Below are 23,946 nucleotides of genomic sequence, written 5' to 3' on the forward strand. Positions count from 1 at the left end.
GGCGGATGGCAACAGTCTCACTGGTCGGCATCGACGCTCAGCTTCCGAAGACGGTCATCGTCGGCGTTTTAAAGGGGCCGGACGGGCCGGTCCTGGCTCCCGGCGCCAACGTGGTGACATCGGTGCTCGGGCGGAAGCTGTTGGCCGCGTTGAAAACGTTGGCCGCCACCGGCCGCGCCGAGGAGATAACGAAGGTCGCGACATTGGGCCTGGCCTCCTTCGACCTCGTGGTCGCGGTCGGACTCGGCGCACCTCAACCCGGCGGGGCGCTGGAGCCGGAGACGGTTCGCCGAGCCGTCGGGGCGGCCGTCCGTAGCCTCTCCGGCACGAACGCCGTTCACGTGGCGATCGGAACCGGCGCCGACCTTGCGATCTCGGCCGCGGCCGCCGAAGGGGCGCTGCTCGGCGGCTACAGCTTCACCGAGTTCAAGTCCTCCCCCAAACGAGCCGGTGCCACCCGCATCGGCATCGCCACGAGCGATCCCAAGAGCCGCCCCGCGGTGGCGTCACTACGCCGGGCCAAGGCGTTGGCTGACGCCGTCGTACTGACCCGCGATCTGGTGAACGCGCCGCCGAACGAGATCTACCCGGCCACCCTGGCCAAGCGGTTCAGCGATGCGGCGACGGCCGCCGGCATCGCCGTGGAGATCCTCGACGAGCGAGCCCTCAAACGCGGCGGCTACGGCGGCATCCTCGGAGTCGGGGCGGGCTCGGTCCGACCGCCGCGGTTGGTTCGGGTGAGTTACTCGGGCACTCGCGCGCGCACCCGGGTTGCCCTGGTCGGCAAGGGCATCACGTACGACTCGGGCGGCCTGAACCTGAAGCCGGGTAGCGGCATGGCCACGATGAAGTCCGACATGGGAGGGGCCGCCGCCGTGGTGGCCACCGTCGTCGCCGCGGCCAAGTTGCGACTGCCGATCGAGGTCACCGCCACCGTCTCGCTGGCCGAGAACATGGTGTCGGGGAGCTCCTACCGCCCATCGGATGTACTGACCCTGCGCAGCGGCAAGACGCTCGAGATCGCGAACACCGACGCCGAGGGTCGTATCGTGCTGGCCGACGCGATCTCGCGAGCCTGCGAAGACAGCCCGGACTACCTCATCGAGGCCTCGACCCTCACCGGCGCCCAGGTGGTCGCGCTCGGCAACCGGGTCATCGCTGCCATGGGTGAGCCGGTCTTCCGGGACCGTGTCACCGCAGCCGGCAACTCGGTCGGCGAAGCCGTCTGGTCGATGCCGCTACCCGACGATCTGCGTCCGGGACTGGAGTCGCAGGTGGCGGACCTCAGCAACCTCCCGGCCCAGGGCTGGGGCGGCATGCTCGCGGCCGGATTGTTTCTCGGCGAGTTCGTCAGTGAAGGCCTGCCCTGGGTTCACCTCGACATCGCCGGGCCGTCGTTCAACAGCAGCGCACCTCACGGCTACACGCCGAAGGGCGGCACGGGAGCGGCGGTGCGCACCCTCCTCGCGTCCCTGGAACTGCTGGCGACAGAGGGGTGAGGTAGTCGGGTCAGGTAGTGGGGCTGGAGGCTCCGGGAGGGCCGGTCTCCCCCGCCAATTTCCGCTTCTGGGTCCACTCACGCATCCGCTGCGGATACCCGACCATCGCCGCGTCGTAGAGCGGGATGGCGTTGCGCTTGGCGAAGTCGGTGGCGCCGTCAGCTCCGTCAACCCGACGGCGTGTCCACTCCCCGGATGAGGCGACCAACACAACAGTTGTCTCGGTCACCGCGGTCCGGGGCTCGAGATAGGCCTCGACGCCCTCGCGAGACGCGACGAACTCCTGCAGATGGCGGGTGTCCGCCGATGTGGCAGTGCGCAGTTCGCCCGCCCCGTCACTCTTCCGCCGGCCGAAGAAGCGCATGCCGTTCCCCTCGCATTTCCGGTGTGCCACCGCGATCGATGTTCCATGATGACACCGTCCAGCCATGCGTTGTCACAGATCCGAGCCAGGAGTGCCAAGATAGACACCGACAACCACTGCGCCGCAGCGGGCACCGTCGGAATTGGTGAACGCCGCTACGTGTTCAATCTTGGTTAAAGATCTCAATACAGCTTCTACAGGAGACATACCGTGGCAGACCACCAGGCCGATCTCGTCATCCTAGGCGCCGGAAGTGGGGGCTACGCCGCTGCGCTGCGCGCCGCCGAACTGGGCAAGTCCGTAGTGCTAGTCGAGAAGGACAAGGTCGGCGGCACCTGCCTGCACCGCGGCTGTATCCCGACCAAGGCGCTCCTGCACGCCGGCGAGGTCGCTGACGCGTCCCGGGAGGGCGCGCAATTCGGCGTCGTGGCCACCTTCGAAAGTATCGACAGCGTCGCCCTGAACGCCTACAAGGACGGGGTTGTCTCGCGCCTCTACAAGGGGCTGCAGGGCCTCATCAAGAGCCGCAACATCAACGTCGTCGAGGGCGAGGGTCGTCTCGTCGGACCGAAGACCGTTGCGGTCGGCGACGACACCTACACCGGTGCCAACGTCGTGCTGGCCACCGGCTCCTACGCTCGGACGCTGCCGGGTCTGGAGATCGACGGCACTCGCGTCATCACCAGCGACCAGGCCCTGCAACTCGATCACGTACCGGGGTCGGCCATCATTCTCGGCGGCGGGGTCATCGGCTGTGAATTCGCCAGCGCCTGGACCTCCTTCGGAACCAACGTGACCATCGTGGAGGCACTCCCGCACCTCGTGCCGCTGGAGGACGAGGCCAACTCCAAGCTGCTCGAACGCGCCTTCCGCAAGCGCAAGATCGCCTTCAAACTTGGTGTTCGCTACGAGCGCTTCGAGCACACCGACTCCGGCGTCCGGGTCTTCCTGGCCAGTGGCGAGGCGATCGAGGCCGATGTCTTGCTGGTGGCCGTGGGCCGTGGACCGACATCGGCCAACCTCGGGTACGAGGAGAACGGCATCACGCTCGACCGCGGCTTCGTCGTCGTCGATGAGTACTGCCGGACCGGTGTCGACGGCGTTTACGCTGTCGGCGACCTGATCCCGACGCTGCAGCTGGCCCACGTCGGATTCGCCGAAGGGATCCTGGTCGCTGAGCAGATCGCCGGGCTTCCGGTCGTACCGATCGACTACGCGGGTGTTCCGCGCATCACCTACTCCGAGCCGGAGGTCGCTTCGGTCGGGCTGACCGAGGCCGACGCGGTCGAGCGGCTGGGCGCCGACAAGGTGACGACGCTGACCTACGACCTCGGCGGCAACGGCAAGTCGCAGATTCTCAAGACCCAGGGCGCGGTGAAGCTGGTCGCTGAGAAGGGCGGTCCGGTCCTCGGTGTGCACATGGTCGGGGCGCGGGTCGGCGAACTGATCGCCGAAGCGCAGCTGATCTACAACTGGGAGGCGCTGCCCAGTGAAGTCGCCCAGCTGATCCATCCGCATCCGACCCAATCCGAGGCGCTTGGCGAAGCGCACCTCGCGCTGGCCGGAAAGCCGCTGCACACCCACAACTAAACGCCACTATCCGCCCGCTCCACCCCCAGCACCATCGTTCATAGCCGAAGGAGTTTTTGTAATCATGCCGGTGTCAGTAACCATGCCCCGCCTTGGTGAAAGCGTCACTGAGGGAACCGTTACCCGGTGGCTCAAGGCCGAGGGTGATCACGTCGATGCCGACGAGCCGTTACTGGAAGTCTCAACCGACAAGGTCGACACCGAGATCCCTTCGCCTGCCTCTGGAACCTTGATCTCGATCAAGGTGCAGGAGGACGAGACGGTGGAGGTCGGCGTCGAGATCGCGGTCATCTCCGACGGCGACGACGCTGGCGCAGCACCCGCTGAGACCCCCGCCGCCGAGACCCCGGCCGCCGAGACCCCGGCCGCCGAGGCCCCGGCCGCGCCCGCTGAGCCGGCACCGGTTGCGGCGGCACCGGCCGCAGCACCTGCACCGGCCCCCGCCCCCGCACCCGCACCTGTCGCAGCTGCTCCCGCCCCGGTTGCTGCCACTCCGGCTCCCGCACCCGCACCGGTTGCCACCCCTCCGGCTGCAGCGCCGGCCGCGGCCCAGGGTGCGGTCGAAACCGACGAGGACGAAGAGGGTGGCGGCACCTACGTCACCCCGCTCGTCCGCAAGCTCGCCGGCGAACACGGCGTAGATCTGGGCAGCGTCGCCGGTACCGGCGTCGGCGGCCGCATCCGCAAGTCGGACGTGCTCGCGGCGGCTGCGGCGAAGCAGTCCGCACCCACCGCTCCCGCAGCGGCGCCTGCCGCCGCACCGGCACCGGCGGCCACACCGGCGGTATCCCCGCTGCGGGGCCGCACCGAGAAGCTGACCCGCCGTCGCCAGCTCATCGCGGCCCGGATGGTGGAATCCCTGCAGGTGAGCGCGCAGCTCACCACCGTGGTCGAGGTCGACGTGACCCGGATCGCGCGGCTTCGCGAGCGGGCCAAGGCCGACTTCCTGGCGCGGGAGGGTGTGAAGCTCTCCTTCCTGCCGTTCTTCGCGGTGGCGGCGGTCGAAGCCCTCAAGTCCCACCCGGTATTGAACTCCTCGATCGACACTGAGGCCGGAACGATCACCTACCACGAGAGCGAACACCTGGGCATCGCCGTGGACACCGAGGCCGGGCTGACCGTGCCGGTGATCCACGACGCCGGTGACCTCAACCTCGCGGGCACCGCACGCAAGATCGCTGACCTGGCCGAGCGCACCCGCACCAACAAGATCAGCCCGGACGAGCTCGGTGGCGCGACGTTCACACTCACCAATACCGGTAGTCGCGGCGCCCTATTCGACACGCCGATCCTGAACCAGCCGCAGGTCGGCATCCTGGGAACCGGGACCGTGGTCAAACGCCCGGTCGTCATCGACGATGACGATCTCGGCGAGACCATCGCCGTCCGCTCGATGGTTTACCTGGCGCTGAGCTACGACCATCGAATCATCGACGGGGCCGACGCGGCGCGCTTCCTCACGACGATCAAGGACCGGCTCGAGGGCGGCAACTTCGAGCGCGCACTCGGGCTCGCCTAACCACAAAACATGAAGGTTCTCCTCGCAGGTGCCTCCGGAGCGATCGGGACCGCGCTGTCCCGATCGCTGGTGCAACACGGACACGTGATCCGAACATTGGTGCGCCGGCCGGCGAGCGGTTCGACCGAAGTGACGTGGCGGCCTGATCGGGGCGAACTCGATCAGGCCGCACTCAACGGCATCGATGCGGTCATCTGCCTCTCCGGGGCCGGAGTAGCCGAGAAGCGCTGGACCGACGAGTACAAGCAGGTCATGCGCTCCAGCCGGATCGACTCGGTCTGCACACTGGCCCGGGCCATCACCGAAACCGCTACTCCACCGAAGGTCTTCCTCAGCGCGTCCGCCGTCGGTTACTACGGGGATGCCGGCGCGGCGGCTATCGACGAGTCGGCTCCCGCCGGTGACGGATTTCTGGCTGGCCTCTGCGTGGACTGGGAGGCGGCGACCGCCCCGGCCGAGGCGGCCGGAGTCCGGGTGGCTCATCTGCGGACCGGTCTCGTGCTCGACGCCAGCACCGGACTGCTGGCGAAGCTGGCACCGTTGTACCGGTTTGGCCTGGGCGGCAAGCTCGGCAGCGGCGAACAGTACTGGCCGTGGATCTCCCTGGTGGACGAGATCGCTTCGATCGAACACCTGCTGACCAGCGAGGTGCATGGCGGGGTGAACCTCACCGGCCCGGCGCCAGTGACCAACGCTGACTTCTCAGCGACCCTCGGACGCGTTCTGCACCGTCCGGCCGTCCTCCCGGTGCCTGGCTTCGCGCTGCGGGCGGCACTCGGCGAATTCTCCTCGGATGTGCTCACCGGCCAGCGCGCACTTCCGGTCAAGTTGAAGGCTTCCGGTTTCGCCTTTCGACACTCCACCCTCACCGAAGCGCTGACGACCAGCCTCGGACGGGCTCAGACCCGGGTCTGACCCGAGATTCGGTACTGCGACCCGACCCGGCGCAGTGTCGTCCGCAGCGTCACTGCGGACTGCCCCGGGGCGCTGCTGCGTTTGGTTGTGCCGCAGACCAGCGTGGATGGCGCCAGCGACGCCGACGAGGTCACCACCAGGTCGGTGGACGTCAGCGGTGACCGGGAGAGGCGTGCTTCGGCGTGGACGTCGGCGAAGGTGGTCCGGACCCCGATCAATCGACAACCACGGGGTGCCAACGTGGCCAGTAGCGCTGCGTCCTGGTTGCGCAGCCCCGCCGAGTCGTACACCTGCCCGAGGAGACCGGGGTTGTTCGTGGCATAGGCCTGCTCCCGAAGCTCATCCAGCACGACGAGCCACTTGGCGGCCAACTCGTCCGGGGTCGATGGCCGACCTGCCTCGGCGTAGCCGGCAGCGCCGGTGGTGCGCTCACCCCGTGCGCGAGGATGGAGGCTAACTGCGGCAATTGCCAGTAGCGCGATCAGCGTGCCGAGAAGCATTGCGGCGCGCCCGGACCGACGCCGGGGCCGGGTAGTCCCCGGGCCACGCTGATCCGAATCATCAGTAAAAGGTGGACGGTCCGGCGAGCCCCGGGTAGCACGATGCACACCGCCGCCTCGCCGTCCGGAGTCTTTCAGCGCGCTGCCGAGGCCACCCTCGCTGGGTTCGTCGGGTTCGAGAATCGGTAGCAGCGGCTCGACCCTGGTGGCCCCCGGGACGGCGCCGGCATTGAGTTCGAGCGTCGACGGCCGCCCGCAGCGCCTGAGGTCAAGCGCGAACTCGGCTGCGGTGGGCCGCTGAGACGACTCGATTGAGAGGGCGCGCACGATGAGGGTGGCGAGCTCGACCCCGAACGGAGCGACCCGCCGGTCGAGGTCCGCGAGGTCGGCGGTGGCGGCCAGATGTAGCGCCTGGTCGGTGGTCGAAGCTCGCCAGAGCGCCTCGCCGGTGAGAGCATGGAGCAGCGTCGCGGCGAGCATGAAGACGTCGCTCGCCGCCGTCGGGGCGCCGCCACGGGCGACCGCGGGCTCCAGGTAAGCCGCCGTGCAGCGGACAGGATCATCGTCGACGGCTCGGACCGCACCGGCGATGCGGGCGACGCCGAGATCGGCGAGCAGCGGAGCGCCGCCAGCCGTGAAGAGCACGTTTCCCGGCGTCACGTCACCGTGAACTACGCCGTGTTGATGGGCGTAGGCCAACGCGACACCGACCGGAGCCAGTGCAGCGACCGCCTCGTCAACCGTGAGGAACCGCCGCCGACTGAGCAGATCGCGTAGCGACCCACCGACGGCGAGTTCGAGCACCAGCACCACGTGATCCTCGGTGTAGGCGAGCCTGTGCAGCCGAATCAGGTGCGGGTGATCGAGCGTCGTCAGCAGCGCGGCCTCAGTCCGCGCCGCCCGGACCTGGGCCGGGTCGCCCAGCCGAAGACGCTTGAGCGCCACCGGGCGGCCATCGTGCACCGCCCGGGCTCGCCAGACCTCGGCGGAGCCGCCGACACCGAGGCGTTCGGAGATGGCGTAGCCGTCGAGCCGCCAGGACGGCGCCGGAGACGCTCGACGGTTGCCGGGGCGCGGGGTCATGAAGAGCAGGCTAGAACAGATCGCAACTTACAGGGGAAAGTTATCCACAGGGTGGCGCCGGGTCGCCGCCGGGGCGTTGCGACGCCGCCCCGCGGGGGTTTATAGGCTGACCCAATGACTGCCGACGAACCGACGATTCTGGCGACTTCTGGGGGCATCCGGGCCGGACGCCGGGTGCGCTGGGAGTTCAATTCGCTGACCGAGTACGCCATCGAACTGGCCGGAGTCGATGGTCGCGCACCCCGCGTCTGCGGAATCGGAACCGCAGTCGGTGACGACTCGGCCTGGATCGCCGCCTTCTACGCGGCCTGCGGGGTCCGTGGCCTGGACGCGAGTCATTTGGCCTTATTTCCCATGCCGAATGTCGATGACATCACCGAACTGCTGCTCGGCCAGGACGTCATCTGGGCCACCGGTGGAAGCGTCGCGGGGCTGCTGGCGATGTGGGATCTCCACGGCGTGGGTGCAGCACTGCGGCAAGCCTGGGAGGCCGGGGTCGTGCTCACCGGAGTGTCTGCGGGTTCCATCTGCTGGCACACCGGAGGCACCACCGACTCCTTCGGCCCCGACCTACGCCCGGTGACCAACGGCCTGGGATTCGTGCCGTTCTCCAATGGAGTCCACTACGACTCCGAGGAGCAGCGCCGGCCGAAGTTCCAGGCGATGATCGCCGACGCGACCCTGCCGGCGGGCTACGCGACCGACGACGGGGCCGGCCTGCTCTACCGCGGGACCCGGTTCGTCGAGGCGGTGGCCGAACGGGACGGCGCCGGCGCGTACTACGTCGAGCGCTCGTCCGACGCGACGGCGGTGGAGACGAGACTGGATATCCGCCGCCTCCGCTGATGGCGGGCCGGAGCCGCGACTCGGGCTCATCGGCGGGCGGCGGGCCGGCACCGCGTACCGTTCGTGTTGTGCCGAACCCACAACCGCTGAACGTGCTGACCCCAGGTCTGGTCGAGTACACCGAAGCGTGGGAACTACAGCGGCAGTTGCACGACGAGCGGGTGGCCGATGCTCGTCCCGACACCGTCCTGCTGCTCGAACACCCACCGGTCTTCACGGCCGGGCGTCGCACTGAGGCCTGGGAGCGTCCCACCGACTCGACGCCGGTGATTGACGTCGATCGGGGCGGCAGAATCACCTGGCACGGCCCCGGGCAACTGGTTGGCTACCCGATCCTCAAGCTGGCCGATCCGATCGATGTGGTGGCCTACGTACGCCGGATCGAGATGATGCTCATCGGTGTCTGTGCCCAGTTCGGAGTCGCCGCCGGTCAGGTCGAAGGGCGTAGCGGTGTCTGGTTGCCGGCTGACGAGCTGAGGCAGCAGCGCAAGATCGCGGCAATCGGCATCCGTATCGCGCGAGGCGTCACCCTGCACGGCTTCGCGTTGAACTGCGATCCCGACCTCAGCGCATACGACCGGATAGTTCCCTGCGGGATCGCTGACGCCACGGTTACTTCGCTCACGGCCGAGACCGGGCGCCCGGTGACGGTGGCCGACGTTCTTCCCGCCGTCTCGGCTCGGCTCGGCGATCTCCTCGCGTTTTCCAACGATTCTGTACCGGACGAAGCAGCGGCGCCGCCAGAATCGACGACCACACCTGAGTACGCGAGCGGCGTAGCCTGACTTGGTGACCCTCGCTCCTGCCGGCTCCACGGGCCAGACCGCCAACACCACGACCAATCCAGTGAGCGCACCCGTGGAGGGCCGCAAGCTGCTGCGCATCGAGGCGCGCAACAGCGAGACCCCGATCGAGCGGAAGCCGCCGTGGATCAAGACCAGGGCCCGGATGGGCCCCGAGTACACCGCCCTGCAGTCGCTGGTACGGCGCGAAGGCCTGCACACGGTCTGCCAGGAGGCCGGCTGCCCGAACATCTACGAGTGCTGGGAAGACCGCGAGGCTACCTTCCTCATCGGCGGCAGCCAATGCACCCGCCGCTGCGACTTCTGCCAGATCGATACCGGTAAGCCGGACCCACTCGACCGTGACGAGCCGCGGCGGGTCGCCGAGAGCGTGCAGACGATGCAGCTGCGCTACGCGACCATTACCGGAGTCGCCCGCGACGACCTCGACGACGGCGGGGCCTGGCTCTACGCCGAAACGGTGCGCCAGATCCATGAGCTGAACCCGGGCACCGGGGTCGAGCTCCTGATCCCCGACTTCAACGCAGACCCCGCCCATCTGGCCGAGGTCTTCGGCAGCCGCCCGCAGGTGCTCGCCCACAACGTGGAGACGGTGCCGCGTATCTTCAAGCGCATCCGGCCGGCCTTCCGTTACGAACGGTCGCTGGAGGTGATCACCCGGGCCCGCGACGCTGAGTTGGTCACGAAATCGAATCTGATCCTCGGCATGGGCGAGACCCGGGACGAGGTGAGCCGGGCGCTACGCGATCTCTTCGAGGCCGGCTGCGAGCTGATCACGATCACCCAGTACCTGCGCCCGAGCCCCCGACACCACCCGGTCGAGCGCTGGGTCAAGCCGGAGGAGTTCGTGCAGCTGCAGCAGGAGGCCGAGGAGATCGGCTTCGCCGGAGTGCTCAGCGGTCCTCTGGTTCGCTCCTCGTATCGGGCCGGGCGGCTGTACCAGCAGGCGATGGCCGCTCGCGGCTGATCCCGCCGGCCGCTCGCGGCTGATCCGATGCCACTCGTGGAGATGACCCCCGCCGGCACCGCCTATTCTTAGAGGCATGGCAAAGAATGCGGGTGCGTCGAAACCCGCCAAATTGACGCGTGCAGAGAAGAAGGCGGCCCGAGCGGTCAAACGGGCCTCACGGAAAGAGACGTTCCGCCAGCTTCGCGAAACCTTCACCATCACCCGCAAGGCCGACTCGAAGCTGATCCCGCTTCTGATCATCGCCTTCGTGGTGACGGCTGCGGTTCTGTACGTGGTGCTGCTACTGATCTTCGGATCGGTCTGGCTGCCGATCCTCCCGGCCGTCCTCTTTGGTGTGCTGGCGGCATTCGTCCTCTTCGGTCGCCGTGCTCAGGCCTCGTTGTACGCCCAGGCCGACGGTCAGCCCGGCGCGGCGGGTTGGTTGCTGCAGAACCAGCTCAAGGGTGACTGGCGGGTGACCCCGGCGATCGTCGGGAACTCGCAACTGGATGCGGTGCACCGTCTCGTCGGGCGTCCCGGCGTGGTGCTCGTGGGCGAAGGCTCACCGGCCCGCGTCCGCGGTCTCATCGCCCAGGAGAAGAAGAAACTCTCGCGGCTCACCGGCGAAACCCCGATCTACGACATCGTCGTCGGCTCCGGTGACGGCGAGGTCTCACTGGCGAAGCTGAGCAACCATCTGCGCAAGCTGCCGCCGAACCTCTCCAAGGATCAGGTCAGCGCGCTGGATCGTCGGCTGCAGGCGATGAGCGCTACCCGTGCTCCGTTGCCGCAGGGTCCGATGCCGGCCGGCGCCAAGATGCGCAACGTGCAGCGGGCCGCCCGCCGCAAGTCCGCTACGTGACCGCAGCGCCCCACCCGAGTGCTGAGCCGAGCGTCGACCCGGCCGGACGGCAATGACCACCCCTCAGGCCTATCGAGGCGAGAAACTCGGCTTGGCTGCCGACGGACCAGGGTCGCTGGCCAGCTTCGCCACCCGCACCGGAGCCTTCATCGTGGATTCGGTGGCCGCGTTCCTGGTGGCGTCGATCTTCGTCCAACTCTTCGGACATCACACGGACGCGGCGAGTAGGTTGCCGCGCTCCTGGGTGCTCATTCCGTTCTTCGCCGACTACGTCTTCGGAATCCTCTTCGCCGGCCGCACGCTGGGGATGAACCTGCTCGGACTGCGCGTCATCCGGGTCGATGCCGACGTCGCAATCGGGCCGCTGCGGGCCATCGTCCGCACTGCTCTGCTGAGCTTGCTGGTGCCGGCGGTGATCGTCGACCGCGACGGCCGCGGACTGCATGATCGGCTCACCGACACAGCGGTGATCCACGCGCCGCGCAGCCTTCGCGGGCGGTAAAGCTAAGGCCCTTAGGCTACGGAGCTGGAGATCAGCTGAGAGTCGCCCCAAAGCGGCCCGCGTTACATGTCGGAAACATTCGAGATACCCTGCGGCAATTCGTGCTCCTTAGCATTTGCGCCGTTACCCACCACGAGTCCGGAGGACGGATGTTCACAAGCTCCGAAGAAGTCCTGAAGTACATCAAGAGTGAAGGCGTCGAGTTCATCGACATTCGCTTCACCGATCTTCCAGGCGTTCAGCAGCACTTCAACGTGCCTGCCTCGAATTTCAACGAGGGCTCCTTCACCGAAGGTCAGATGTTCGACGGTTCGTCGATTCGCGGTTTCGCCGCGATTCACAAGTCTGACCTCAAGCTGATTCCGGACCCGGCCACGGCGTACATCGACCCGTTCCGCAAGGCCAAGACCCTCAACATCAACCACTCGATCGTCGAGCCGCGCACGGGCGAGCCGTACGACCGTGACCCCCGCCAGGTCGCCACCAAGGCCGAGGAGTACCTGAAGTCCACCGGCATCGCCGACACCGTGTACTTCGGCCCGGAGGCCGAGTTCTACATCTTCGACGAGGTTCGTTACGAGTCCAAGATGAACGGCGGCATGTACTTCGTCGACTCGGTCGAAGGCGCCTGGAACACCGGCCGCGAGGAGGAGGGTGGCAACCTCGGGTACAAGACGAGCGTCAAGGGCGGCTACTTCCCGGTTCCGCCGTACGACCACTTCGCTGATCTCCGCGACGAGATCAGCACCGAACTCATGAACGCTGGGCTGAAGCTCGAGCGGGCGCACCACGAGGTGGGCACCGGCGGCCAGGCCGAGATCAACTACGAGTTCGACACGTTGACCCACGCCGCCGACCAGATCCTGCTCTTCAAGTACATCGTGAAGAACGTCGCCTGGCGCAACGGCAAGACCGCGACCTTCATGCCCAAGCCTCTCTTCGGCGACAACGGGTCGGGCATGCACTGCCACCAGTCCCTCTGGAAGGACGGCAAGCCGCTCTTCTACGACGAGACGGGCTACGCCGGGCTCTCGGACATCGCTCGCTGGTATGTCGGAGGCCTGCTCAAGCACGCCCCGTCGGCCCTGGCCTTCACCAACCCGACGGTGAACTCCTACCACCGCCTGGTTCCGGGCTACGAGGCCCCGGTCAACCTGGTCTACTCGGCCGGTAACCGCTCGGCCTGCATCCGGGTACCCATCACCGGCACCAGCCCGAAGGCCAAGCGTATCGAGTACCGCGTTCCGGACCCGTCGGCCAACCCGTACCTCGCCTTCGCGGCGATGCTGATGGCCGGTATCGACGGCATCAAGAACAAGATCGAGCCGCCGGCGCCGATCGACAAGGACCTCTACGAGCTCCCGCCGGACGAGGCCGCCTCGATTCCGCAGGTTCCGGGCTCGCTGAGCGAGGTTCTGGACGCCCTTGAGGCCGACCACGACTATCTGGTCGAGGGTGGCGTCTTCACTGAAGACCTCATCGCGACGTGGATCGACTACAAGCGCACCAACGAAGTCGACCCCATCCGGCTGCGTCCGCACCCGTACGAGTTCGACCTGTACTACAACATCTAGGTTGTCCCGCAACTAGGCACAACTCACGGTTCACCGGCGAAGGCCCCCAGAAATGGGGGCCTTCGCCGCATTGTGACCAAGTTATCGACCTATATCTCGCGTGTGCCGCAGGCCGGATTCTGGGGACTCAGCGGCGTGCTGGGCCGCCGTCGGGGCGCGCCAGGGCTGCAAATCAGAATTAGTTGATGCACGGTGTCAGTACCGAGTGAGATAGTGGAGCAATGCCTCGGCCAGACCACAACGACGACGCGCGCTCCGGCGCACCGGTCGTCGGGTTCGCCGGGCTCCTCCCAGAGCGCATGCTGCGCTACCGGCGCCCGCTCTGGTGGCAGGAACTGCTCCTCATCGCCGTCAGCTACTGGCTCTACGGCCAGGTCCGCAACGCGATACCGAATAAGCTCGCCATCGCGCAGAAGCATGCCCGCGGAGTACAGCACCTGCAGGATGTGCTGCATCTCAACTTTGAACTTTCGATCAACCAGTTCGTGGCCGCGCATGAGCCCATCGCCCAGGTGATGGACTACTATTACGCGACCCTGCACTTCGTTGTGACCATCGGCGTGCTGGTCTGGCTCTTCGTGAAGCGACCGGCGCTCTACCGCGGCGCCCGTACCGTCCTCTTCGCGACTTCCGCGGTGGCACTGGCCGGCTTCTACTTCTTCCCGCTCGCGCCGCCCCGGCTGATGCCGCAGTACGGCTACGTCGACACACTGCTGAAGTTCCACACCTGGGGATCGCTGGCCGATCCGAAGATTGCCGAGCACTCCAATCAGTTCGCGGCCATGCCGAGCCTGCACATTGGTTGGTCGCTCTGGTGCGGCATCACCATCGCCGCCTGCGCCAACCGGGCCTGGGTACGCGTTCTCGGCCTCTGCTATCCGCTCGCCACGCTGATCGTCATCGTCTCGACGGCCAACCACTACTTCCTGGATGCGGTTGGCGGAGTCATCGTGCTGGCCGCTGGCTTCGCCATCCAGTACCTGCTATCCGGCCACGGCGCCTACGTATCCCCGGTTGGTACGCCGGCCCCAATGCCGAGCCAGCAGCGCATCGAAGCCAGCTAGCCTAGAGCGGACCGTAGAAGACCCGTTCGACTACCGCGCGGGCCCGCCGGGCGTTGCGCCGATAGTCGTCGATGAACTGGCCCGGATCAAATCCCGCCGGATAGCCCAGCACCCGGCCGACACCGACCAACGACGTCCCCTGAGTCGGTAGTTGATCGGCCGGCTTGTCGCGGACCAGCATGATGGCGTTGCGGGCGCGGCTGGCCAGTCTCCAGGCGTTGGCCAGCAGTTCGGCGTCGCTCTCGGTCAGCAGGCCGGCATCACGGGCGGCCGACATCGCATCGAGGGTGCGCGGGGTCCGCAGACCCGGCACGGCATGCCCGTGCGCCAACTGCAGCAGCTGAACTGTCCACTCCACGTCAGCCAGGCCACCACGGCCCAGCTTGAGGTTCGTGCTCGCGTCGGCTCCGCGAGGGATGCGTTCGGTGTCGATCCTCGCCTTGAGTCGTCGGATCTCGATCAGGTCCGCATCGGAGACACCATTCACCGGGTAGCGCACCGGATTGATCAGCTCGGTGAAGCGCAAGCCGAGGTCCACGTCGCCGACGAAGAAGTTCGCGCGCAGCAGCGCCTGCGCCTCCCAGGCACTGGACCAGCGCGCGTAGTAGGCACCGAAGGATGCGAGCGAGCGAACCAGCGGGCCGTTGCGCCCCTCCGGGCGGAGGTCGGCGTCGAGAGTCACCGGCGGGTCGCTCGACGGCGCAGCGAGCAGCCGCCGCAACCGCTCGGCGATGGCGCTCGCCACCCGGGCCGCGACCTCCTCGGTCACCTCGGCATCGCGCGGTTCGAAGACGAACATCACGTCAGCGTCGGAGCCGTACCCGATCTCGGATCCGCCGAGGCGCCCCATGGCGATGACCGCAAAGAGGATCGGAAGCTCGCTCACTCCGAGTTCCTCGGCCACCGCCGCCGTAGCCACCTGCAGCGTCGCATCCAGGGTGGCTTGGGTCACGGCGGTCAGCGATTCGTTGACCTCCATGATGTCCCAGTTGTCGATGAGGTCGGCGAAGGCGATCCGTAGCAGCTCCTGCCGCCGTACCCCGCGGATAGCCGCGACCGCCGCCGCCGGGGAGAGCTGACGCAGCGCCGAGTCGATCATCGTCGCCCGGACGTCCTGCATCGGGCGGGGCACCAGATCCTCGTCGCCGGCCAGCATCTGCAACGCCTCCGGCGCCCGTTCCAGCATTCCGGCCACATAGCGGCTGGTGCCCAGGACGTAGCCCAGGCGCGAAGCGACGGCACCACCGTCGCGCAGCAGCCGCAGGTACCAGGGGGTCCCGCCCAGGGCCTCGGAGACCCGCCGGTAAGCCAGCAAACCGGCATCCGGGTCGGGTGCCTGGGAGAAGTATTCGAGCATCGCCGGCAGCAGCGCGCGCTGCAGGGCGGCGCGGCGCATCAGACCGACCGTCAACGCCTCGATGTGGCGCAGCGCTTCAGCGGGCTGCCCGAACCCGAGTGCGGCCAGCCGACGCTCGGCCTCCCCCGCCGTGAGGCGCAGCTGATCCCCCGGCACACGGGCCACCGCCTCCAGCAGCGGGCGGTAGAAGAGCTTCTCGTGCAAGCGGCGCACCTCCCGCACATGTAGCGACCATTCGGCGTTCCAGACCGCCCTGGCGTCGCCTCGGGCGTCCGGGCGGAACCCCATGGTGCGGGCGAGGACGCCCATCGCCTGCTCGTCGTCGGGCAGTGTGTGGGTCCGGCGCAGGCGGCGCAACTGCAGCGCATGCTCGGCCGAGCGCAGGAAGCGGTAGGCCGCGTCCAGGCTCACCGCGTCGTCCACCCCGACGTACCCGCCGTCGCGCAGCGCCCGCAGCGCCGGCAGGGTGGCGGCGACCCGCAGCGACTCGTCGCTGCGGCCGTGAACGAGTTGCAGGAGCTGGACGGCGAACTCCACGTCCCGCAGACCCCCCGGCCCGAGCTTGAGCTCCCGAGGCGCAATCGCCTTGGGCAGTAGAGCCACTACGCGACGCCGCATGGCCTGCACGTCGGCGACGAAGTTCTCCCGTTCGGCCGCCTTCCAGACCATCGGTGACACTGCGTCCAGGTAGCGCTGCCCCAGCGTGCGGTCACCGGCCGCCGGGTGCGCCTTCAGCAGTGCCTGGAACTCCCAGGTACTGGCCCATCGTCCGTAGTAGGCGATGTGGCTGGCCAGCGTGCGCACCAGCGGACCGGACTTACCTTCCGGGCGGAGCGCGGCGTCCACCTCCCAGGCGGCCGAGCCGCAGATACGCATCATGTGCCCGGCCAGGCTCGTCGCCGTCCCGAGCGCGGCGTTTTCGTCGATCTCCGCGGCCGCCGGTCCCGAGTCAGCCGGTGCGTCTGTGCCCGGTTCGTCTGTGCCCGGTTCGTCTGTGCCCGGCTCGGATTCGCCCGGTTCGGCGACGAAGACCACGTCGACATCGGAGAGGTAATTCAGCTCGTAGGCCCCGGCCTTTCCCATCGCCACGACGGCCAGCCGACACGGGGCCACGTTCGGGGGGAGGCTAGCTCGGGCCACGGCCAGACCCGCCCGCAGCATGTGGTTGGCCAGGCTGGTGAGTGCGGCCGTCGTGGTCTCCAGATCCTGCTCGCGGGCCAGGTCACGTCCGGCGATCGCCACCAACTCCCGCCGGTAGGCCAGCCGCAGCGCGGAGGCCGCGACGGCGCCGGTCACCGTGGCCGGAGTTCCGGCGGTGCCGGTGACGGGATCGTCGGGGTCGGCGCCGACGGCGAGGATCAGCCGCGCGCCGGCGGCATGCCGATCGTGCGCCCCGCCGAGCAATGCCGTCCAGTGTCCGGGGCTGGCCACCAGATGATCGCCGAGAGCGATGGAGGAGCCCAGCAGCGCGATGAGTCGGGTCCGGAAACGAACGTCGGTGGCTAGTGCCTGCCGGAGCTGCGCGGTCGGCTCCAGGTGTGCATCCATCGACTCGACGAGCGCCGCGAGGGCGGCGACACAGCCGTCCGGGTCGGCCGAGCGACCGATCGCGGCGACGATCGCCGCTGCGTCGGAGTTGGTGGGGTTGTTGCTGTCGACGTCCCAGAGCTGCAGCAGGTCACCGGTGAAGAGGTCGGCCGCCGCGAAGGGCTGTTCGAAACCGATGCGCCCCATCCGCGACGCGACACGGCGCAATGGATGCGCATCGACCGGCGGCGGAGTGCGAGGTTCGGTCGTCACCGCGCATCCGGCGGCAGGAGTTCGATCGGGACCGGACCGGAGGGGCGGGCCGCCTGCATCTGCATCGCCAGCGCCGCCCGGATCTCGGCCGGGTCGGTGATCGCATCGGCCATCTGCGTCGCCACGGTACGTACCTTCGGCACCGATGACGGGTCGAGCACCACGCCGGCGAACGCCGCCGCGAACGGTGCCCATACCTCGGCCAGGTCAGGGTGCACAGCGTCGGCTCGGGCCAGGATCCGCTCCACGTCGTAGCCGGTCAGCGCTTCGGCATCCGCCGTGGCCCAGGCCCGCACGACCTCGGGGGTGGTCTCGATGTGGAACTGGGTGCCCCAGGCCACCCGGCCGACGCGAAACGCCTGGATGTCGCAGCCCGGTGAGCTGGCCAGCTGGATGGCGCCCGGCGGTAACTCGAGGACAGCGTCAAAATGCCATTGGATGACGTCAGGTGTGATCGGCAGTGCCTTGAAGAGTGGGTCGGTGGCCGACGACGCGCGCTTGGCGATCAGCTGCGCCCCGAACTCCGGACCCTCTGGGCTTGGACCGACCTCTCCCCCGGTGGCCGAGGCCAGCAGCTGCCCGCCGAGGCAGATGCCGAGCGTCGGGACCTCGTCATCGACCGCTGCCTTCAGCAGCGCCCGCAGCTGCGGCAGCCACGGCGCCACCTGGTCGTCGTTCGCGCCCATCTCACCGCCGAGAACGAGGAGGCCGCTGTGCCCGCCTAGCGTGGCCGGCAACTGATCGAGCTCGTCGTCAAGATACGGGCGCCGCAAGTCCAGGGTGAGCCCGGCTGCGGTCAGCCAGTCGCCCAGCGGACCGAGAGGGTCGGCCGGATCGTTCTGTACGACGAGGACGGGGGAAGGCGACACCACTCAACAATACTGAGGCCGACGCCGACGACTTCGCCGAGGGAGCTGCTACAGCGAGGGAAGGTACCGCCGCAGCTCGAAGGGAGTCACCTCAGCGCGGTAATCCACCCATTCCTCCCGCTTGTTGCGCAAGAAATAGGCGAAGACATGCTCGCCGAGCGTCTCGGCCACCAACTCCGAGGACTCCATCAGCTGCAGTGCATCGGCCAGATTGTGCGGGAGTTCGCTGTAGCCCAGCGCCCGCCGGTCGGCGTCGGTCAGGGCCCAGACGTCGTCCTCGGCTCCCGGCGGGAGCTCATACCCTTCCTCGATGCCCTTCATGCCGGCCGCCAGCATCACTGCGAATGCGAGATAGGGGTTGCAGGCGGAGTCCAGCGAACGCACCTCAACCCGGGTGGAGTTCGCCTTTCCGGGTTTGTACATCGGGACCCGGACCAGAGCTGAGCGGTTCGCATGCCCCCAGCAGATGAAGGTGGGCGCCTCGACGAGTTCGCCGCGCGCGGCGTAGCCGTAGAGACGTTTGTAGGAGTTGACCCACTGATTCGTCACGGCGGTGATCTCGCCGGCGTGCCGTAGCAGCCCGGCGATGAAGGCCCGAGCCGTCTTGGAGAGGTTCAACGGGTCCGATGGATCGTGGAACGCGTTGTGGTCACCCTCGAAGAGCGACAGATGGGTGTGCATTCCGCTGCCCGGACGGTGTCTAAACGGTTTGGGCATGAAGGTCGCCTGGGCGCCGTGGGCCAGCGCCGTCTCCTTGATGATGTGCCGGAAGGTCATGATGTTGTCGGCGGTGGAGAGCGCGTCGGCGTAGCGCAGGTCGAACTCCTGCTGGCCGGGCGCCACCTCGTGGTGACTGAACTCGACCGAGATACCCAGGCCCTCCAGGGCGGACACCGCGTCGCGGCGGAAGTCGCGGGCCGGCCCCTCGGTGGTCATGTCGAAGTAACCGGCATTGTCGAAGGGCTCCGGCTCCTGCCCGTCCGTCGGCCGGTTCTTCAGCATGAAGAACTCGACCTCCGGATGGGTGTAGAAGGTGAAGCCGCGCTCGGCGGCCCGGCTGAGCGCCCGGCGCAGCACGTAGCGGGGATCGGCCCAGGACGGGGAGCCGTCCGGCATCTGAATGTCGCAGAACATCCGCGCCGAGTCGGCGACCGTGTCTCCCGCCTCAGGCAGGATCTGGAACGTCGCGGGATCAGGACGGGCGAGCATGTCGCTCTCGCTGGCCCGGGCGAAGCCCTGGATCGCCGAGCCGTCGAAGCCGATGCCCTCCTCGAAGGCTCCGTCCAACTCGGCGGGGTCGATCGCCACCGATTTCAGGTAGCCGAGAACATCGGTGAACCAGAGTCGAACGAACCGAATCTGGCGCTCTTCCAAGGTGCGAAGCACGAATTCCTGTTGCCGATCCACGGTTCTCCACTCTTGCTTCGCTCGATGACGCCTTGATTACCGCGACGTTACCTGTGTAGGCGGTATCGCGCGCGGGTCGCCGAAAAGCCCCACCGCGGCGGGCCAAACGCGATTGTCGGGCGCCGAATACAGCTCAAACGCTAAAGAACTTAGCGTCTCGACGGCTGAGTGGATCAACCGACTGGTCAGCTGAGCGCGCTGCCGGCCTTCCAGGTCGCCCATGGAACCGTCCAGTCACCGTTCTGCCACACCTGGAGCGTGCTGCCGCCGGTGTTGATCACCTTCACCACATCACCGATCTGAGCGTGCTGATAGAACCATTTCGCATTGGCCTGGTTCAGGTTGAGGCAGCCGTGCGAGAGATCCCGCGATCCCTGGGCCCAGACGGTGGTGTCGAGCTCGTGCAGGTAAACGCCGTCGGTGCTGATCCGGGTCGCCCAGTAGATGGGCTCCCGATAGCCGCCCTTGGCATTGACCGGCAGCCCGTAGGTGGAGGAGTCCATGATCACCGGGTTGCCCTGGCCGATGACGGTGTAGGTGCCGGGCTGGGTCCAGTAGGAGATGGTGAGCCCGTTGACGACCTGGCTGCCGCCCTTACCCATCGACGTCGGCATCTTGCGCTGCAGAACGTCGTTGAAGTAGACGCTGACCTGCTTGGTCTTGTCGTCGGAGATCGAAACGTGCTTGGCACCGATCGTGAAGCTGACCGACGAATCGGTCTCGCCGTAGAGCCCCGGGCCGACCTTTACACCGTAGACGTTGGCCTTGACGCTGACTTTGGTCCCCGATGCGTAGTAGTTCTGTGGGCGCCAATGGGCGTTCGAGTTGTCGGTCCAGTACCAGCTTCCGGCGACGGCCGGGGTCGTGGTGACCACCAGGGCCTTCTCAGCGGCGGCGCGGTCGGTGATCTGCTCGTCGAAGTGGGCAACGACCACGATGCCGACTCCGTAGACACCGCCCTGATTGAGCGGCTGCCCGCCGGTCGTGTTGAGGTACACCTTCGTCATGTTCCCGGGCGTGAGGGTGGTGAAGCTCGAGGTCTGCGTGGTGAGACTTCCGGCGTCGTTCACCGCGTCGGCCTTCATCCGGTAGGAGCGCGAGTACCCGAGCGGCTCGGTCGCCTTCCAGGAGGCGCTCGTCGGGTCGAGGGCACCGGCGACCACCTTGCCGGCGTCGTTGGTGACCGTCACAGCCGTCAGCTTGCCGCCGGTGACCGAGGCGGTGACCGGTGCGACCGGGCTGACGTTGGCCGCGCCGTTGGCCGGGGAGAGGGCAACCGCGGCCGGCGTGCTGCTGGGCGCGGGGGTTGCCGTCGGGGCGGGGGTGGCGCTCGGAACGTCGGCGCCGCTCACCTGGGATGCCCCGGCCGACGGCGAGCCGTCGGCCACCGTCTTGGGGTTACAGGCCGTCAGGGCAGTGGTTGCGATGACCCCGCAGACCACCAGGGCAGTGGCGCTCCAAGCCGTATGGGCTGAGCGTCGCCACCGTCGTACTGCCACCACTTTGCCTCCCAGCAAGTCGCTTGCCCCACGCGCGGCACCCTGGGGGAGATGCTCGGGAGCGAAAATTTATGCGCGACCGAGGGGGCCGCGTACTCCATTGTGCCGAATCCAGGTGGCGAATGCCTGCAGATCTGATCACGATTCGCTATCGCCAGGGATTCTGATCTGTTGCTTATTGTCTCATCCAGAACCCCTCCCGCGTGCCAAGCTCGCGGCCGGGTCGCCAGACTAGAGGCATGCGCCAACTCAGACTCGCCCTAGCTCAGGTACCGCTCATCGTCGGTGACTTCGCCGCGAACTCCCGCGCCGTGCTGGAGTGGACAGCCGCTGCGGCCGCCGGTGGGGCACAGCTTGTGCTCTTCCCCGAGATGACTCTCACCGGCTACCCGCCGGAGGATCTGGTCTTCCGGCGCTCCTTCGAGGACGCTTCGCGGGCCACCCTGGAGGCCCTGGCCCGGGCCCTGCAGGCGGCCGGCCAGGGCGAGATCGGCGTCGTCGTGGGCTTCCTGGACGAGTCGGGAGGTCCGCGCAACGCCAGCGCCTTCTGCCACCGCGGCGCGGTGACCGCGACCTACTTCAAGCACCACTTGCCCAACTACGGGGTATTCGACGAGGAGCGCTACTTCATCCCGGGAGACAGATTCAGCCTGGTGCGGTTCCGGGAGATCGACATCGCGATGACGATCTGTGAGGACATCTGGCAGGAGGGCGGCCCCTTCGCGGTGGCGGCCGAGGTGGGGGTTGACCTGGTGGTCAACATCAACGGCTCGCCGTATGAACGGAACAAGGACGACGTCCGGCTTGAGCTGGCCACCCGCCGGGCGGCCGAGGCCCGGGCCACCGTCGCCTATGTCAACCAGGTGGGCGCCCAGGACGAGCTGGTCTTCGACGGCGACTCGTTCGTCATCGCATCCGACGGGAAGCTGCTGGCCCGGGCTCCGCAGTACACCGAGGACCTCTACCTCGTCGACCTCACCTTCGACGGTGCGGCGGCGAGCCGAACATCGACTGCGACCGCGACTGCGACTGCGACTGCGTCGATGCCGCTGGACGCGGTCGACACCGGTACCGCACCCGTGCCGCCCTACCCGCCGGTGGCGGCCGACATCGCCGAGCGGATCTGCGACGAGGCCGAAGTCTGGGGCGCGCTCGTGCTGGGCACCCGCGACTACGTCCGCAAGAACGGCTTCCGCTCCGTCGTGGTCGCGATCTCCGGTGGTATCGACTCGGCCGTCGTCGCCGCGATCGCCGCCGACGCGATCGGCGGCCAGAACGTCTACGGCGTGGCCCTGCCGAGTGAGTACTCATCAGAGCATTCGGTCTCCGACGCCGTGGATCTGGCCGAGCGCATCGGTGCGCATTACCGACTGATACCGATCGCTCCCATGGTGGATGCATTCGTCGGCTCGCTCGGGCTGACCGGCGTGGCCGAGGAGAACGTCCAGGCGCGGGTTCGTGGGACCACCCTGATGGCGCTGTCGAACGCCGAAGGGCACCTCGTGCTGGCGACCGGCAATAAGAGCGAGCTGGCCGTCGGCTACTCGACGATCTACGGCGACGCGGTCGGGGGCTTCGCGCCGATCAAGGACGTCCCCAAGTCGCTGGTCTGGGCGCTGGCCCGCTGGCGCAACGCCGACGCCGCTGCCCGGGGCGAAGTCGAACCCATCCCGGCGAACTCGATCGAGAAGCCACCGTCGGCCGAATTGCGCCCGGGCCAGCTCGACAGTGATTCACTTCCCGACTACGAGCTACTCGATGAGATCCTGGCCAACTACGTCGACGGCGACAAGGGCTTCGACTCGATCGTGAAACTGGGCTTCGACCCGGAGTTGGTGACCCGGGTGGCCCGGATGGTGGATACGGCCGAGTGGAAACGCCGGCAGTACCCGATGGGGCCGAAGATCAGCTTCAAGTCGTTCGGACGTGACCGCCGGCTCCCGGTCACGAATCACTGGCGTGAACACCCCGCGCAGGGGTAGCCCGAACGACCTGTGAGTGGGTTCACAGCGACATCTACCGGACATGGGTGCAACATTATGGACGTCCACCCATATGAGCCCGGGGACCGAGCGATCGGCCTCGAGGAGAACGGGGTTTGATTGTCATGAGCGAGACCCTCTACGGCGCTGTCACGTCGCGCCGCATCACCATCCGCGACCTGCAGCAGGCGAAGGCGACCCATGAGCGCTGGACCATGCTCACCGCTTACGACTACTCCACGGCGCGCTGCTTCGACGAGGCCGGCACCCCCGCGCTGCTGGTCGGCGACTCAGCGGCGAACGTCGTGTACGGCTACGACAGCACTGTCCCGGTGACCGTCGATGAACTCCTCCCGCTGGTCCGCGGCGTCGTCCGTGGTACCAAGCGCGCACTCGTCGTTGCCGACCTTCCGTTCGGCAGCTATGAGGCCTCCGCTCAGCAGGCCCTCGAAACCGCCGTGCGGTTCATGAAGGAGGGTGGCGCCCAGGCGGTGAAGCTTGAGGGCGGCCACCGGGTGCTTCCGCAGGTGGAGGCGCTCACCAACGCCGGCATCCCGGTGATGGCTCACATCGGGCTCACCCCCCAGTCGGTCAACACGCTAGGCGGATACCGCGTTCAGGGCCGAGGGGACGAGGCGGCCCATCGGTTGCTCCTGGACGCCAAGGCGCTTCAGCACGCGGGCGCCTTCGCCGTGGTGCTCGAAGTTGTGCCCGCCGACGTAGCCCGATCGGTCACCGAGCAACTCCAGATCCCGACGGTCGGCATCGGCGCCGGCCAGGACTGCGATGCCCAGGTACTCGTCTGGCAGGACATGGCCGGACTGCGCGGCGAGCGGAAGCCGGCCAAGTTCGTCAAGGAGTTCGCCGACGTGGGGTCAATCCTGCGGGGTGCGGCCACCCAGTTCGCCGACGAAGTGCGCAGCGGCGCCTACCCGGCCGCGGAGCACACCTACAGCTGATCG

19 protein-coding genes are annotated in these 23,946 nt (G+C 67.7%); 13 read left to right on the top strand and 6 right to left on the bottom strand.

Features of this window, described 5'->3' with window-relative positions:
- Positions 1 to 5: 5 nt before the first annotated feature.
- On the top strand, positions 6 to 1,499 hold the full coding sequence (locus tag CPH63_RS17780; RefSeq protein ID WP_096304137.1) for a leucyl aminopeptidase: 1,494 nt from the start codon (positions 6 to 8) through the stop codon (positions 1,497 to 1,499).
- 10 nt (positions 1,500 to 1,509) lie between these two features.
- Here CPH63_RS17780 and CPH63_RS17785 read toward each other — a convergent pair whose 3' ends face one another.
- Positions 1,510 to 1,863, bottom strand: coding sequence for an oxidoreductase (locus CPH63_RS17785; protein WP_096304138.1), 354 nt, complete (start codon positions 1,861 to 1,863; stop codon positions 1,510 to 1,512).
- A 210-nt stretch (positions 1,864 to 2,073) separates the two neighbouring features.
- On the opposite strand from CPH63_RS17785, the gene lpdA reads away from it, so the two are divergent.
- The 3 genes from lpdA (at position 2,074) to CPH63_RS17800 (ending at position 5,887) form a co-directional block, all read left to right on the top strand.
- The gene (lpdA, locus tag CPH63_RS17790; RefSeq protein ID WP_096304139.1) at positions 2,074 to 3,453 is read left to right on the top strand and encodes a dihydrolipoyl dehydrogenase; all 1,380 of its coding nucleotides are present in this window, start codon (positions 2,074 to 2,076) and stop codon (positions 3,451 to 3,453) included.
- Positions 3,454 to 3,517: 64 nt separating this feature from the next.
- A complete protein-coding gene (sucB, locus tag CPH63_RS17795; RefSeq protein ID WP_096304140.1) occupies positions 3,518 to 4,972 on the top strand; it encodes a 2-oxoglutarate dehydrogenase, E2 component, dihydrolipoamide succinyltransferase in 1,455 nt (484 codons plus the stop codon).
- 9 nt (positions 4,973 to 4,981) lie between these two features.
- Entirely contained in the window at positions 4,982 to 5,887 is a 906-nt protein-coding gene (locus tag CPH63_RS17800) for a TIGR01777 family oxidoreductase (RefSeq protein ID WP_096304141.1), read from the top strand.
- On the opposite strand, the gene CPH63_RS17805 is transcribed toward CPH63_RS17800, so the two are convergent.
- The gene (locus tag CPH63_RS17805; protein WP_096304142.1) at positions 5,872 to 7,470 is read right to left on the bottom strand and encodes a serine/threonine-protein kinase; all 1,599 of its coding nucleotides are present in this window, start codon (positions 7,468 to 7,470) and stop codon (positions 5,872 to 5,874) included. The two genes, CPH63_RS17800 and CPH63_RS17805, sit on opposite strands and share 16 nt — an antisense overlap.
- Before the next feature lie 114 nt (positions 7,471 to 7,584).
- Here CPH63_RS17805 and CPH63_RS17810 point away from each other — a divergent pair, with 114 nt between their 5' ends.
- The 7 genes from CPH63_RS17810 to CPH63_RS17840 all read left to right on the top strand — a co-directional run bounded on the left by CPH63_RS17810 (position 7,585) and on the right by CPH63_RS17840 (position 14,070).
- Entirely contained in the window at positions 7,585 to 8,316 is a 732-nt protein-coding gene (locus tag CPH63_RS17810) for a peptidase E (protein ID WP_096304143.1), read from the top strand.
- A gap of 68 nt (positions 8,317 to 8,384) precedes the next feature.
- The gene (gene lipB / locus CPH63_RS17815) at positions 8,385 to 9,101 is read left to right on the top strand and encodes a lipoyl(octanoyl) transferase LipB (RefSeq protein WP_241895721.1); all 717 of its coding nucleotides are present in this window, start codon (positions 8,385 to 8,387) and stop codon (positions 9,099 to 9,101) included.
- A 4-nt stretch (positions 9,102 to 9,105) separates the two neighbouring features.
- On the top strand, positions 9,106 to 10,086 hold the full coding sequence (lipA, locus tag CPH63_RS17820; protein ID WP_241895722.1) for a lipoyl synthase: 981 nt from the start codon (positions 9,106 to 9,108) through the stop codon (positions 10,084 to 10,086).
- Between the two features lie 76 nt (positions 10,087 to 10,162).
- Positions 10,163 to 10,930, top strand: coding sequence for a DUF4191 domain-containing protein (locus CPH63_RS17825; protein ID WP_096304145.1), 768 nt, complete (start codon positions 10,163 to 10,165; stop codon positions 10,928 to 10,930).
- Positions 10,931 to 10,982: 52 nt separating this feature from the next.
- On the top strand, positions 10,983 to 11,432 hold the full coding sequence (locus CPH63_RS17830) for an RDD family protein (RefSeq protein ID WP_096304146.1): 450 nt from the start codon (positions 10,983 to 10,985) through the stop codon (positions 11,430 to 11,432).
- Between the two features lie 149 nt (positions 11,433 to 11,581).
- Entirely contained in the window at positions 11,582 to 13,006 is a 1,425-nt protein-coding gene (gene glnA / locus CPH63_RS17835; protein ID WP_096304147.1) for a type I glutamate--ammonia ligase, read from the top strand.
- Between the two features lie 221 nt (positions 13,007 to 13,227).
- A complete protein-coding gene (locus CPH63_RS17840) occupies positions 13,228 to 14,070 on the top strand; it encodes a phosphatase PAP2 family protein (RefSeq protein ID WP_096304148.1) in 843 nt (280 codons plus the stop codon).
- A 1-nt stretch (position 14,071) separates the two neighbouring features.
- Here the strand turns inward: CPH63_RS17840 and CPH63_RS17845 are convergent, their stop codons facing one another.
- The 4 genes from CPH63_RS17845 to CPH63_RS17860 all read right to left on the bottom strand — a co-directional run bounded on the left by CPH63_RS17845 (position 14,072) and on the right by CPH63_RS17860 (position 21,005).
- Complete coding sequence (locus tag CPH63_RS17845) at positions 14,072 to 17,227, bottom strand: bifunctional [glutamine synthetase] adenylyltransferase/[glutamine synthetase]-adenylyl-L-tyrosine phosphorylase (RefSeq protein WP_241895723.1); 3,156 nt, start codon at positions 17,225 to 17,227, stop codon at positions 14,072 to 14,074.
- Positions 17,224 to 18,096, bottom strand: coding sequence for a type 1 glutamine amidotransferase (locus tag CPH63_RS17850; protein ID WP_197704422.1), 873 nt, complete (start codon positions 18,094 to 18,096; stop codon positions 17,224 to 17,226). The genes CPH63_RS17845 and CPH63_RS17850 overlap by 4 nt, the downstream gene beginning before the upstream one ends.
- Before the next feature lie 48 nt (positions 18,097 to 18,144).
- A complete protein-coding gene (locus CPH63_RS17855; RefSeq protein WP_096304150.1) occupies positions 18,145 to 19,503 on the bottom strand; it encodes a glutamine synthetase family protein in 1,359 nt (452 codons plus the stop codon).
- A gap of 185 nt (positions 19,504 to 19,688) precedes the next feature.
- Complete coding sequence (locus CPH63_RS17860) at positions 19,689 to 21,005, bottom strand: Ig-like domain-containing protein (protein WP_197704423.1); 1,317 nt, start codon at positions 21,003 to 21,005, stop codon at positions 19,689 to 19,691.
- Between the two features lie 236 nt (positions 21,006 to 21,241).
- On the opposite strand from CPH63_RS17860, the gene CPH63_RS17865 reads away from it, so the two are divergent.
- Together CPH63_RS17865 and panB are read left to right on the top strand one after the other, a co-directional pair.
- A complete protein-coding gene (locus tag CPH63_RS17865) occupies positions 21,242 to 22,984 on the top strand; it encodes an NAD+ synthase (protein WP_096304151.1) in 1,743 nt (580 codons plus the stop codon).
- Positions 22,985 to 23,109: 125 nt separating this feature from the next.
- Positions 23,110 to 23,943 (top strand): 3-methyl-2-oxobutanoate hydroxymethyltransferase, encoded by an 834-nt coding sequence (gene panB, locus CPH63_RS17870; RefSeq protein ID WP_096304152.1) that lies wholly within the window; start codon positions 23,110 to 23,112, stop codon positions 23,941 to 23,943.
- The last annotated feature ends 3 nt before the right edge of the window (positions 23,944 to 23,946 follow it).

Origin of the sequence: Jatrophihabitans sp. GAS493 (assembly GCF_900230215.1) — a bacterium.
GTDB lineage: Bacteria > Actinomycetota > Actinomycetes > Mycobacteriales > Jatrophihabitantaceae > MT45.

Excerpts from the sequence above, each read along its gene's own strand:
- CPH63_RS17800 (WP_096304141.1), top strand. The coding sequence starts at position 4,982 with ATGAAGGTTCTCCTCGCAGGTGCCTCCGGAGCGATCGGGACCGCGCTG.
- CPH63_RS17805 (WP_096304142.1), bottom strand. The coding sequence starts at position 7,470 with ATGACCCCGCGCCCCGGCAACCGTCGAGCGTCTCCGGCGCCGTCCTGG.
- CPH63_RS17830 (WP_096304146.1), top strand. The coding sequence starts at position 10,983 with ATGACCACCCCTCAGGCCTATCGAGGCGAGAAACTCGGCTTGGCTGCC.
- CPH63_RS17780 (WP_096304137.1), top strand. The coding sequence starts at position 6 with ATGGCAACAGTCTCACTGGTCGGCATCGACGCTCAGCTTCCGAAGACG.
- CPH63_RS17810 (WP_096304143.1), top strand. The coding sequence starts at position 7,585 with ATGACTGCCGACGAACCGACGATTCTGGCGACTTCTGGGGGCATCCGG.
- glnA (WP_096304147.1), top strand. The coding sequence starts at position 11,582 with ATGTTCACAAGCTCCGAAGAAGTCCTGAAGTACATCAAGAGTGAAGGC.
- CPH63_RS17865 (WP_096304151.1), top strand. The coding sequence starts at position 21,242 with ATGCGCCAACTCAGACTCGCCCTAGCTCAGGTACCGCTCATCGTCGGT.
- CPH63_RS17840 (WP_096304148.1), top strand. The coding sequence starts at position 13,228 with ATGCCTCGGCCAGACCACAACGACGACGCGCGCTCCGGCGCACCGGTC.
- sucB (WP_096304140.1), top strand. The coding sequence starts at position 3,518 with ATGCCGGTGTCAGTAACCATGCCCCGCCTTGGTGAAAGCGTCACTGAG.
- CPH63_RS17825 (WP_096304145.1), top strand. The coding sequence starts at position 10,163 with ATGGCAAAGAATGCGGGTGCGTCGAAACCCGCCAAATTGACGCGTGCA.
- panB (WP_096304152.1), top strand. The coding sequence starts at position 23,110 with ATGAGCGAGACCCTCTACGGCGCTGTCACGTCGCGCCGCATCACCATC.
- CPH63_RS17785 (WP_096304138.1), bottom strand. The coding sequence starts at position 1,863 with ATGCGCTTCTTCGGCCGGCGGAAGAGTGACGGGGCGGGCGAACTGCGC.